Genomic DNA, 12150 nt, shown 5'->3' on the forward strand with positions numbered 1-12150 from the left:
GGAAATGAAACTAAAAACTCTCGCACTAGTGTGTGCTGGCGCAGCAAGCGTGTCTATGTTCTCTAGCAGTGTTCTTGCCGCAACCGAAGTTAACTTTTGGTATTCCGGTGGTACTAAGCCACAGCAAATGATGACTAAGCTCATCGAAGAGTTCAACGCGAGTCAAGATGAGTATGTGGTAAAGCCAGCATTGCAAGGTAACTACACAGAAACCTACCAGAAGCTGCAAGCAGGCCTAGCGTCTAGAACGGCACCTGAACTTGTGCTGCTAGATTCAGGCCGTGCGGAAGCGATGCATGGGCGTGGTTTGAGCCGTGACTTAACGCCGTTCATGGATGAAGAGTTCAACTTCTCTGATTTCATTGGCGCGTTTAAAGACCAAGTGACCGCAGACGATGGCACCATCATCGGCCTACCTGCTTACGGTACAACTCAAGTGTTCTACTACAACAAGCAAGTGTTAGCAGACAACGGCTTTACAGAGCAAGACCTAAACACATGGCAAGGCGTGGCTAAGGTTGCTGAGAAAGTCACACAACGTGATGAGAAAGGTAACGTGACCTTCTACGGCTGGGAGCCGATGTGGGGTCAAGACAACATGATTGACGCGGCTTTCTCTAATGGCGCACAGATCATCAGTGATGACGGTAAGAAAGTGCTAATTGACTCTGCTGAATGGGTTGAGGTATGGGACAGCTTCCGTAAGTGGATCCACGATGATCAAATCATGCGTATTCACTACGGTGGTCAAGGCTGGGAATACTGGTACAAAACCATTGATGACGTGATGAAAGACAACGCTCTTGGTTATACCGGTTCATCGGGTGACCAAGGTGACTTGGACTTCACTAAGCTTTCGGCAACCACACAACCAGGTTGGGGCTCAAACCCTTCAGCACCACAAGCGGGTGCGTTGGTTTATGTAATGCCAAAAGGCACAGACGAAGCTGCGGCTAAAGGCGCGTTCGAGTTTGTTGAGTTCTACACCAACGCGAAAAACACGGCGGCATGGTCAATGTTTACGGGTTACATCCCAGTGCGTAACAGCGTTTCTGAAGTTCCAGAATACCAAGCGTTCACTAAAGATAACCCACAAGCTCTGATCCCGCTGAAGCAAGCGAACACGGCAACCAAAGATTTCCTAGATCCTACCAACGGTAAGATCATGGATGCGCTGAAAGTGGCAGCAGACCAGATTCAAATCCAAAACGTGCCAGCTGACAAAGCGCTAAAACAAGCGGCGAAGAAAGCACAACGTGCACTAGACCGAGCGAATCGTTCTTAATCTGTAAGTTATTAAAACTATCTTTGCATGCATCAAGGCCCATCTATTCGGGTGGGCCTCTTTTTAACCCAGTTCTTCAATTAGGACGAATTTGGTGAAGACAATGACCCAATTTCAAGGTGAGCTGCCGTTTGGCAGAGTACGTATCCCCTTTGATGTGCCAGCAGGTTCTTACAGCGTAACGATTACTGGTACGACGGTGAAAAAAGGGTTTTTATACGCGGCAGCCTACGATGCCAACCAAGCATTTCGTGGCAAAGTGCTATTTGAAAAGGCACACAAGTCACTTACTATCCAACTGGAAAACTCAGGCCTAGGCGCGATTGATGGCGAGATTCCATCGGGCGAGTGGTTCTTAGAACTTTACAACCTTGAAGGTGAGTTCCGTACCGAGCGTGCGATGCAGTATCAAGTCGATGTGCTTTGCTCTGATGAGTTAGTTAATCATTCTAATGAGCTAGGTACTGACGGAATTGAGAGTGAGCTAGAACTGAACCCAACGGTCACAACTGATCACGATATCGAGTTTGATTACAGCCACATGCTGAGCTCTGATTCTCGCTGGTATGGAGGCGACTTACACGCTCACACTCAGCTTTCTGATGGCCACAATACCTTGGCAGCGGCTAAAGACATTGTGGAATCACAAGGGCTCGATTTCTTCTTCTTCACTGAGCACAACATCTGTCAGCCGAAGCTACCTGTTTCAAAACAGTGTTTGTTCTTACCGGCGTTAGAAGTCACGACCGATCTCGGGCACTTTAATGTACATGGCCCAGTAAAGTCTTTGGACCTTAGAGACGTTGAACATAACAGCCAAGCAACCATGGAAGCGGGATTGGGTTTAGCGAAAAGTGGACACAGCTCCCTTGGCATTAATCACCCGATGATGAAGCCGTGGCACTGGCATTACGATCAAGTCGATCTCAGCCAAGTGTCTACGTTTGAAGTGTGCTGTGACCCAACTTGGTCAACTTCACCACAAGCGACCGAAGAGGCGTTATTGGTTCTCAATGAAATGTGGAATTGTGGCCAGCGTATTACGGCGATTGGCGGCAGCGATTCACACCTTGAGCCCCATGAACGTAATCCTAAATCGGACGAGCCTTCTATCTACGGTGACCCATCAACATTCGTTTACAGCCATGGTTTGAGTGGCGAAGGCATCTTGTCTGGTTTGCGTAATGGTCAGGTGTATTTAGAGCGCCGTTGCGGCTTGAAGTTTGATATCAACTTAGGTGATTTGCTACCGGGCAACGACTCTCAAGGCCAACCACTAACATACCGAATTGCCGTCTCTGATTCAGAAAACCCTTACTACGCAGAGTGCATGGTGGATGGCGAGATTGTTGACCGAATCGCTTTGAGTGATGAACTACAAAGTATCCATATTGATGAAGGCTACCGTTGGTGTCGTGTCGATATTCGTCGCGGAGCGCTTTCTTCAGCATTAATCAACAGCACTCAATCTGCATCTGACGAGCGTGAGTTTGAAGGCTGCATCAACGCCGTATTCGACGGCAAACAACCAGAATTTAACCAACCCCTAGTGCGTACTTGGGGAGAACTAATGGAGCGAATGAGCCGTGATGAAGTTTAAGGCGATGTTATTTGATAAAGACGGCACATTGTTAGAGTTCCACAAGATGTGGCTTAACGTTTCTCGTGGTGCCTGTGAGCGTGTGAAATCTTACAGTGATCAGCATCAAGGTAATCAAATTGTCACACCTGCTGAGTTACTCTTGGCCATCGGTGTTGAAGGTGATGTGGTTGATAACTATGGACTATTAGCCTCAAATCCAGTGGAAGATACCGCCACAGCGTGGTTCAACATGCTGCAACCTAATGTCTCACTCGCTGAGTTCACTAAGGTGACCAAAGCCGCTTTCAATGACGAAGTGGAAGAGAACCCAAGTTGGATTGAAGCCCTACCGGGTGTGACTGAAAAGCTCGGTCTGTTTAAGCAGCAAGGCATGATTTTAGGCATCGCGACCGCAGACACCAAAGACTCAACGATCTACACGCTAGAGCAATCGGGTTTGAGCGAGATGTTCGATTATGTTGGTTATTCCGATGGTGATATCGAACCTAAACCTGCGCCAGCACTGCTCAATGCCTTCTGTGAGCAATGCGGTATTGAGCCACATGAAGTGATCATGTTTGGTGACACGGTTTCGGATATGGAATTTGGCCGTAATGCAGGCGCAAGCAATGTTGGCGTGCTGACTGGCACGGCGCAACACAGCGAATTAGAGCCTGTGGCGGATCTGGTTATCGCATCGGTCGCCCATTTTGAGCTAAATCAACTGCAATAACGAAGCTAATGTATTTAAGAAGCGTACTTAGCAAAAGCACTAAAAAGAAGCACTTGGTAAAAGTGTCTAAGAACAGTATTTAACGAATTGATTTAAGGACAGGTTATGGCTGAAGTCACACTGAGAGGGGTAGAGAAAACTTACCCAAATGGTTTTAAGGCCGTGCATGGTGTCGATCTTAATATTCGCGAAGGCGAGTTTATGGTGTTTGTTGGGCCGTCTGGCTGCGCAAAATCCACGACACTTCGTATGATTGCGGGCCTTGAAGATATCTCAGAAGGCGATGTTTACATTGGCGATAAGCGTGTGAACGAACTGCCACCTAAAGATCGTGGCATCTCAATGGTGTTTCAGAACTACGCACTTTACCCGCACATGTCGGTGTACGACAACATGGCTTTTGGCCTTAAACAACAGAAGCTGCCAAAGCATGAAATCAATGAACGGATTGAAGATGCAGCCAAGACTCTCGATATCGAGCATCTGCTGAACAACAAACCGGGTGAAATGTCCGGCGGTCAAAGGCAGCGTGTTGCTTTAGGTCGTGCGATGGTTCGTAAGCCGGATGTATTTCTGTTTGACGAGCCACTGTCTAACTTAGACGCCAAGCTGCGAGTTTCAACGCGAGTCAGCATTGCGCAGCTACATGATAACCTGAAGCAAGAAGGGCAGAATGCCACCATGATCTACGTGACACACGATCAGGTGGAAGCGATGACTCTTGGCGACCGCATCTGTGTGCTGAATCAAGGTGAGATCATGCAAGTCGACACGCCAATGAATCTATATCAGTACCCAGCCAATAAGTTTGTCGCAGGCTTTATTGGTTCGCCAGCCATGAACCTTATCAAGGTTAGAGTGGACGAGATTGACGGTGTAATGAACGTGGTGTCGGAAAGTGGTGCACGCTGGACGCTGCCACAAGACAAGCAAGCTATCGCTCGTGAAAAAGTAGGAGAGTGGTTGTGGTTTGGTGTTCGCCCTGAACATATTCAACTCGCTAATCACGATGCGCCGCTGTCGGAAGTGAATACTCAAACGCACAGGTTAGATGTTGTCGAGTCGATGGGTAATGAGTTGTATCTCTACTTCAAATTGGGTGCAGATAAGCTGGTGGCTCGCGTGCCTTTCGATGCCGATCGCACGGCAAATAGTGGCGAAGAGACAGTGCTGCATTTCAATACCTCACAGTGCCATCTGTTTGACCTAGAGACAGAAGAGGCACTGACTGAATAAGTCGACATGTTGCGTATTCGAAATAAAGAAATCCCCGCTCAGATGAGTGGGGATTTTTCTTAGGGGGGAGTATCAACAGGAGCTCGGGACTGTGCTCGAGGCTTTTTTGTTGGAGATAGCTAAACGCTCTTGAGGGCTAGAACCATTTAATGGCTCGGAATCGCAATCCTTTTTTCTAGCCAACGAACCGCTTGCGATACGACCAAAATAAGAACAAGGTACTCCAAAACCAGAAACGTATAGATCTCTAAAGGTAAATATTCGTTCACCACCAGCTCATTTGCTCGCCTTGTTAAATCACTCAAACCAATCACACTCACTAGAGAACTCATCTTGAGGATATAAACAAACTGATTGCCCAAGGGCGGCAGTATCTGACGGAATGCCTGCGGTAGGATAACCAATCGCATTTTTTGCCAATAGGTCAATCCCAAGGATTCGGCCGCTTCATGTTGGCCACGATTAATCGCTTGAATCCCCCCACGGAACACTTCTGCCATAAAGGCGCTCTCGGCAATGGTCAATGATATTACCCCTGCCCAGAAGTGGTTCAAAGATACATCGAGTAATGTCGGCATTCCGTAATACACCCACAATAGCAACACCAACACAGGGATAGAACGCATCACCTCTACGTAAAGTCGATTAATCCCCTTGAGTATTGGAGAATTGGAAAGCGCTGGAAAGGCGACCAATAGACCCAGAGCCATAGCAAAAAACATGCTTAGCAACGAAACCTTAATAGTCTCGCTAAAACCAGCTATCAAAAACTGAATGTTAGTTCGCCCCTGCTCCGTCGACGGGTCGAGTACATACCATCCCCATTGGTAGTCTGAACATCCTGTCAGAAACAGCAGAGAAACTAGCGATAAGTGACGATAGTTCACATTTACTCCCAAAAACTCCATTTGTTATTGCCATGTTAACAACCAAATCTGTTTAATGGTTAATAATTAAGAAGAATATCTACATTCATCACTTAGAAATCAGCATTCTTTGAAGGAATATAAAATGAAGAAAAGCTTAATTGCATTAGGAATGTGCTTACTTGCTTTTACACAAATTGCACATGCACAAAGTCGTTTGCAGGAGATACTGGATGCCGGAGTTCTTCGCGTTGGTACAACGGGGGATTGGAACCCAATGACAATGAAGGATCCAGCGACCAATAGCTACCGCGGCTTTGATATCGATGTCACGACTGAATTGGCTAAAGACCTCGGCGTTAAAGTGGAATACGTCGCAACAGACTGGAAAACCTTGGTGAATGGCATCACTGCCAACAAATACGACGTGACTGGCAGCGCATCGCTCAACATGTCTCGTGCAAAAGTCGCTGGGTACAGCCAACCCTACTTCTATTTGGCTTTTGTCCCTGTTGTTCAAAAGAAAGACCTAGAGAAGTTCTCCGATTGGAGTGACTTTGACAAAGCAGAAATCAAAGTTGCCGCCACACTCGGCACAGTACAAGAAAAAATGGTGAAGGACTTCTTCCCATCGGCACAACACATCGTGATTGAAGCGCCAGCACGGGATTTTCAAGAGCTTTTGGCTCGCCGCGCTGATGTCTCTGTGACTTCAAACGTAGAGGCTGCAACCTTAGTAGAGAAGTTTAAACAACTCGCGATAGTTCCGGTGAAAGAGCCACGTAAACCAACTCCAATTGCGATGCTACTACCACAAGATGATCAGGTTTGGATTAACTACATTAACCACTGGGTTGAATTGAAAAAGACGCAAGGTTTCTTCAAGCAAACCGCTGAGAAGTGGGGACTGAAGAGCATGTAACGAGCTCATAAAGAAGAGAAAAATAGAGCCCTTAGGGGGTAGGGCTCTAGAGTTAGGAGCTAACTTGAAGTTGGGTTATGCGACGACCAGTGTTGCGGCTTTCTTCATCGCTTCCTTAGTAGAACACTCAATCACGTTCGCATTGGCAAAGCGGTGAGCGTCTTTCACTTGAATATCGTGAGCCAAGATAACCAGTTTCGCGTTTGCTACATCTAGGTCGGTGATGCGGTTCTGAATACCGTTTTGACCTTGAGTTTCTACCTTAATCTTAAGGCCTGCTGCTAAGCCTGCTTTCTCTAGTGCTTTTGCCGCCATGAAGGTGTGTGCAACACCAGAAGGGCAACATGTTACTGCTACGATGTCGTACTCGCCTTCGCCTGCTACTGGAGCTGTTTGAGCTTGTACTGGCGCTGCTTCAAGCATGTCTTCTTCTGTTTCAAACGCGACTGGTTTCCAGAAGCCAACGATAACCGCCGTAGTTAGCGAGCCAAGTGCAATACCGACGACGTACATTGGAATGTTGCTTGATACTGGCGCAGTGATTAGGCCGCCCCATGGTGCGTGCAGTAGAACGTCTGTCATGAAGCCAAACACACAACCAACGATACCACCGGCTACGATTGAAGGAAGAACGCGCATTGGGTCATTTGCTGCGAATGGGATAGCACCTTCAGAGATACCGATAGAGCCCATGATTGCTGCTGCTTTACCTGCTTCTTGCTCTTGCTTAGAGAACTTGTTTTTGAATAGGAACGTTGCCAGAGCCATACCTAGAGGTGGAGTACAAATCGCGATGCCTACGCCACCCATAAGCCAAGGTTGCGTGTCTACTTGAGTTTGAGCGAATAGGGTTGCCACTTTGTTGATAGGACCGCCCATATCAAACGCAGTCATACCGCCAAGGATTGTGCCCAGAACCATCTTAGACGCGCCAGCCATTGAAGCTAGGAACTCGTTCATTGAAGACATGAACAGTTTGATTGGTTCACCGATGCCCCACAGTACGATACCTGCAGAGATTAACGTGCCTAGAAGCGGGTAGATGAAGTAAGCACCTAGCGCGGTCATGTTTGCAGAAAGCGGGATCTTCTTAAGTTGGAACACCACGCCACCGGCGATAAAGCCAGCCACGATACAGCCAAGGAAGCCGCCGCCCATGTCAGCCATGATGCCTGATGAGATCATTGCTGGCGCTAGTGCTGGTTTATCTGCAATTGAGTAACCAATAAAGCCGCCAAGAATGATTGGGAAAAGAACAAGGCCTTTGATACCGATGTTAGAGATGTCTGCCAGCAAACCGTCGGCTGGAACCGCACCTTTGCCTGATGCCATGACCGCTAAAGCCAGCAGAACACCACCGGCTACGATGAAAGGTAGCATGTGTGAGGTTCCGAAAAGCAGATGGCCTTTCATGGTACTAAGGATTTTTTTAAAGTCGCTACTACTGTTTTTATTATTGGTATTCGTAGCTTGAGTTGTTAGGGTGCTCATAATTTTCTACGCCTTATGAATTAATTAAAATATTAAGGATTTGTTGTTCGTCTTTTGCGTTATGGATATCTTGAATAAATTCATCACTGAATTTTCCAAATAGTTCTTGTAGTACATAAATATGATGGTCAGCACCGTTATCGGGTGAGGCAATCATAAAAAATACGGTTGGATTGATGCCGTCTTCATCGCCATACTCAATGCCTTCTCGCTTAACACCGACAGCAATGGCAGGCTCAGTTACCACCTTGCTTTTTGAGTGTGGGTAAGCGATGCCGTCCATTGAGGTAATGCTTTGAGATTCACGAATTTCAATGTCTGCCAAGAAGGCTTCTTTATTATTGATGCGGTTGTTCTCAAATAACATGCCTGCCAATTCTTCAAACAGTTCTTTTTTATTATTTGCTTGAAGGTTGTTATTAATTAAGTTGACGTTGGTTAGCTGTGTGATCATTTATTAACTCATTCACTATTGAAGTTCTTGAATTAAAATTAATGGATTAACCCGATTCGCGAAATAGCAAATAAAAGCCCTTCACTGTACATTTGTATCCAGCAAAATTAAGTGTGATTTACATCATTAATGCAGTGTGAGATGGGTCATATTCGATGGCGTTTTTGATTAGGTTTTTGACACGCCGAGCGACCTCCTCAGAAACAAAAATGCCCCGCATGAGCAGGGCAGTAAGACTTTGTACTGAGTTCTAAGGGAGCTAGCTGTAAGCGCGCGCGACACGTCCAGCACAATCCAGTTTGTAGCTCTCAGCGTAAGCGGGAATGAAAACCGACTGGCCTTTCTCTATCACGCAGGTTTCGCCACATTGATGAGTGAGTATCATGGATTCGTCGAGCGGCAATAGGATCTCGGCACCTTCGGTAGTGATCTGTCGCTCATGCGAATTTTGCACGATAGAAAACTTAAAATCTTCGACTGGAATTTGGTATTCCATCACATCACCTTGCTCAATCGGGCTTAGTAGCAACCTATCTGCAGGTTTCTCATTAAATCGAGTACAAGAGACCAGCTCATTAATGTCCATATACTTAGGCGTTAACCCTGCGCGAAGCACATTGTCTGAGTTCGCCATAATTTCTAAGCCCGTGCCTTTGATGTAAGCGTGGGGTGTTTCGGCATCAAGATACATGGCTTGCCCCGGTTTTAGGGTAATCACGTTCAATAGCAGCGGGGCGAACAAGCCGACATCACCTGGGTATTGATCTTCCAGTTCTGAAATCAACTGGAACACAGGTGTATCCGAAAGCTTCGCCTTCATCAGCAGCATGGTCAGCGCCATGCCTTTTTGTTCACCTTGCAACGACAATAAGCTCGCGAAGAAGCTCGCTAATCCATTGGGAGTTTGATCGCCCACGAGTTCGTTGACCATCGAATGCAGCTCTGGAATATCGAGGTAATGGAAGTGCTCAAGGATCTCGCTAATCGACCTAAAGCCATTCATCGCGGTGTAGTCGGTTAATGCATACACTAGCTCCGGCTTATGATTAGGATCCTTGTAGTTGCGATTGCCAGCCGTCATCGGAATGCCTTGCTGCTCTTCTAGAGCATAGCCAGATTCGGCTTGTTGCTTGTTCGGGTGAACTTGAACCGAGAGCGCTTTCTCCGCAGCTAACACCTTAAACAGATACGGAAGTTCACCAAAACGGCTTGCGACTTTCTCACTTAGATACAGGTTTAGGTTCTTGGAAATCAAGCTCGACAATGTGGTCTGCTGCCCGTTATCAGTCACCATTGAGCAACCATTGGGGTGTGCGCCCATCCAAATCTCCGCTTGTGGCTCACCAGACTGGTTATCAATACCAAACAGTTGGTTGAACGAAGAAGGGCTACCCCATGCGTAGTTTTGAATTACGTTGGTCATAGGGTAGAAAAAGCGTTGTACGAACGAGTCGTTCGCTAAAGAAAAATCAGACATCGAAATCACCATGAAGGGAAACATGGCTTGAGCTCTATTCGGCCTATTTGCAACTAAAGTGTCAGCTACTAAAAAAGGAGAGTCGAAGGGCTCAAGCCATTGGAATTGAAATGGCTTAAGCCGCTGCTGTCGTTAGCTTGGCTTTGCGTAGGTTTTTAAGCGCGATACAAGTAACCGCAGTTACACCCGCACCTGATGCCATGCACAGAAGCGCCAGCATTGGGTAGTTCATTGCGCCTAACAGGGCAACAACTGGACCACCGTGAGCAACGCTGTTGGTGATGCCGAATGAGAACGCCATAACGGCGGCCGTCATTGAACCTAGTACGTTGGCCGGGATAACCGACATCGGATCTTGAGCTGCGAAAGGAATCGCACCTTCAGAGATACCTACCAAGCCCATTGCACCTGCTGCCTTACCTGCTTCGATTTCAGAAGATTCGAATAGGTCGAACTTACGGCCAAGTCTGGTAGCGATAGCCATACCCAGTGGAGCCACAGGGATTGCACACGCCATAGCACCCATGAATTGAGTTTGACCGCTGGCAATCATGCCGACCGAGAATAGGAATGCCACCTTGTTGAATGGGCCGCCCATATCGAAACCGGCCATGCCACCAAGGACGATGCCAAGCAGAACCACGTTGCCTGTGCTCATGCTAGTTAGTAGTGCAGTAAGCGCATCCATCAGCCCAGCGATTGGCGCGCCGATAACAAAGATGAACAGACCCGCGATGAATAGAGAACCCGTGATCGGAGCGATCATGATAGGCACAAGCGGTTGAACGAACTTGTGGTAGTTAAACGAGGTAATCCACTTAACGAAGTAACCCACTAATAGACCTGCGATGATTGCGCCAATGAAGCCAGTACCTGCGTCAGCGCCATAGAAAGAACCGTTGTTCGCAATCCAACCGCCAATCAAGCCTGGGGTTAGAGCGGGGCGGTCAGCAATCGCGTAAGCAATGTAGCCAGCCAAGATTGGGATCATCAATGTGAAGGCAACCACGCCCACTTCTAGGATTTGGTTCCACATGCTGCCAGCAGGAATCGCCATGCCAGATTCACTTGGCTCGCCGCCAATCGCCAGTGCAAGGGCAATCAATAGGCCGCCAGTCACGACGAATGGGATCATGTGAGATACGCCGTTCATCAAGTAACGGTAAAGGTCTGAACGTGCTTGTGAGGCTTTTTCTGCAACAGATTGGTTGGTCGGCGTTTGTTCAGCTTGGTAACTAGGTGCGTTGAGCGCTTGCTTAATCAAGCCTTGTGCGTCTTTGATTGGTGCTTTTACGTTGGTGCTGATGACGCGTTTTCCGGCAAAGCGAGCCATGTCGACCTGTTTATCACAAGCCACGACAATCGCGTCGGCGCGTTCGATCTCTTCTTGAGTCGGGCTGTTTTTAACACCAATAGAACCGTTAGTTTCGACCTTGATGTCGTAGCCAAGAGCCGCCGCGCCTTTCTCTAGCGCTTCTGCTGCCAAATAGGTGTGTGCGACGCCTGCTGGGCAACCTGTTACACCAATGATGAAGCCTTGTTTCTCAATATTGGTTTCCGTTTCTGAAGGCTCAGGTTTGGTAAGAAGTAGCTCTAACGCCGCTTGTTCAGAGTGGGCATTCATGAAGTTTTCGATGAAACCTTCTTCAATCAGTTTTGAAGAAAGCTCTGCCAGTACTTCGATGTGGTGATTATCGCCACCATCGGGAGAAGCAATCATGAAGAACAGTTTTGAAGGCTGACCATCATCGGCGCCGTACTCGATGCCCTGTTTATGGACGCCGATAACAACCGCGGGTTTGATCACCGCAGCGCTTTTCGCATGTGGCAGGGCGATGCCTTCTTCAAACCCTGTGTTGCCTTGTTCTTCACGCGCCTTAATGTCGGCAAGAAACTGTGCTTTGTCTGAAATTCGACCTTGCGCATAAAGTACGTCTATCAGCTCTTTAAATACGTCTTCTTTTGAATCAGCGCTAAGCGAAAGCTTAATCAAATCTTGATTGATCAATGTTGTGATCATAATGAACCCCTACTCTATTTTTATTTTGTTAGGGGTATTTTGGAATCTATGGCTTAGCTTCTGTAGTGAAGAAAAAATGCATTT

10 protein-coding genes are annotated in these 12150 nt (G+C 47.4%); 5 read left to right on the forward strand and 5 right to left on the reverse strand.

The genetic code is table 11. The features are described from left to right. Window positions 1-4 precede the first annotated feature (4 nt). The 4 genes from ITG09_23265 (at window position 5) to ugpC (ending at window position 4836) form a co-directional block, all read left to right on the forward strand. Entirely contained in the window at window positions 5-1285 is a 1281-nt protein-coding gene (locus ITG09_23265; GenBank protein UPR54292.1) for an extracellular solute-binding protein, read from the forward strand. 103 nt (window positions 1286-1388) lie between these two features. Then, on the forward strand, window positions 1389-2885 hold the full coding sequence (locus tag ITG09_23270) for a PHP domain-containing protein (GenBank protein UPR54293.1): 1497 nt from the start codon (window positions 1389-1391) through the stop codon (window positions 2883-2885). Further along, window positions 2875-3600 carry an HAD family hydrolase gene (locus ITG09_23275; GenBank protein UPR55245.1) on the forward strand — a complete coding sequence of 242 codons (726 nt, stop codon included), beginning with the start codon at window positions 2875-2877 and terminating at the stop codon, window positions 3598-3600. The genes ITG09_23270 and ITG09_23275 overlap by 11 nt, the downstream gene beginning before the upstream one ends. A gap of 105 nt (window positions 3601-3705) precedes the next feature. Continuing rightward, window positions 3706-4836, forward strand: coding sequence for a sn-glycerol-3-phosphate ABC transporter ATP-binding protein UgpC (gene ugpC / locus ITG09_23280; GenBank protein ID UPR54294.1), 1131 nt, complete (start codon window positions 3706-3708; stop codon window positions 4834-4836). Between the two features lie 146 nt (window positions 4837-4982). Here the strand turns inward: ugpC and ITG09_23285 are convergent, their stop codons facing one another. Further along, a complete protein-coding gene (locus ITG09_23285) occupies window positions 4983-5723 on the reverse strand; it encodes an amino acid ABC transporter permease (GenBank protein ID UPR54295.1) in 741 nt (246 codons plus the stop codon). Between the two features lie 124 nt (window positions 5724-5847). On the opposite strand from ITG09_23285, the gene ITG09_23290 reads away from it, so the two are divergent. Further along, window positions 5848-6624, forward strand: coding sequence for a transporter substrate-binding domain-containing protein (locus ITG09_23290; protein ID UPR54296.1), 777 nt, complete (start codon window positions 5848-5850; stop codon window positions 6622-6624). A gap of 75 nt (window positions 6625-6699) precedes the next feature. Here the strand turns inward: ITG09_23290 and ITG09_23295 are convergent, their stop codons facing one another. The 4 genes from ITG09_23295 to ITG09_23310 form a co-directional block, all read right to left on the reverse strand. Beyond that, complete coding sequence (locus ITG09_23295) at window positions 6700-8115, reverse strand: PTS fructose transporter subunit IIC (protein ID UPR54297.1); 1416 nt, start codon at window positions 8113-8115, stop codon at window positions 6700-6702. Between the two features lie 13 nt (window positions 8116-8128). Beyond that, a complete protein-coding gene (locus ITG09_23300; protein ID UPR54298.1) occupies window positions 8129-8569 on the reverse strand; it encodes a PTS sugar transporter subunit IIA in 441 nt (146 codons plus the stop codon). Between the two features lie 259 nt (window positions 8570-8828). Further along, window positions 8829-10046, reverse strand: coding sequence for a mannose-6-phosphate isomerase, class I (gene manA / locus ITG09_23305; protein ID UPR54299.1), 1218 nt, complete (start codon window positions 10044-10046; stop codon window positions 8829-8831). 115 nt (window positions 10047-10161) lie between these two features. Next, complete coding sequence (locus ITG09_23310) at window positions 10162-12066, reverse strand: PTS sugar transporter subunit IIA (GenBank protein UPR54300.1); 1905 nt, start codon at window positions 12064-12066, stop codon at window positions 10162-10164. Window positions 12067-12150 lie beyond the last annotated feature (84 nt).

The organism is Vibrio cyclitrophicus, assembly GCA_023206055.1.
GTDB lineage: Bacteria > Pseudomonadota > Gammaproteobacteria > Enterobacterales > Vibrionaceae > Vibrio > Vibrio cyclitrophicus_A.

Coding starts and splice junctions, on each gene's coding strand:
- ITG09_23265 (UPR54292.1), top strand. CDS start 5: ATGAAACTAAAAACTCTCGCACTAGTGTGTGCTGGCGCAGCAAGCGTG.
- ITG09_23270 (UPR54293.1), top strand. CDS start 1,389: ATGACCCAATTTCAAGGTGAGCTGCCGTTTGGCAGAGTACGTATCCCC.
- ITG09_23275 (UPR55245.1), top strand. CDS start 2,875: ATGAAGTTTAAGGCGATGTTATTTGATAAAGACGGCACATTGTTAGAG.
- ugpC (UPR54294.1), top strand. CDS start 3,706: ATGGCTGAAGTCACACTGAGAGGGGTAGAGAAAACTTACCCAAATGGT.
- ITG09_23290 (UPR54296.1), top strand. CDS start 5,848: ATGAAGAAAAGCTTAATTGCATTAGGAATGTGCTTACTTGCTTTTACA.
- ITG09_23295 (UPR54297.1), bottom strand. CDS start 8,115: ATGAGCACCCTAACAACTCAAGCTACGAATACCAATAATAAAAACAGT.
- ITG09_23300 (UPR54298.1), bottom strand. CDS start 8,569: ATGATCACACAGCTAACCAACGTCAACTTAATTAATAACAACCTTCAA.
- manA (UPR54299.1), bottom strand. CDS start 10,046: ATGTCTGATTTTTCTTTAGCGAACGACTCGTTCGTACAACGCTTTTTC.
- ITG09_23310 (UPR54300.1), bottom strand. CDS start 12,066: ATGATCACAACATTGATCAATCAAGATTTGATTAAGCTTTCGCTTAGC.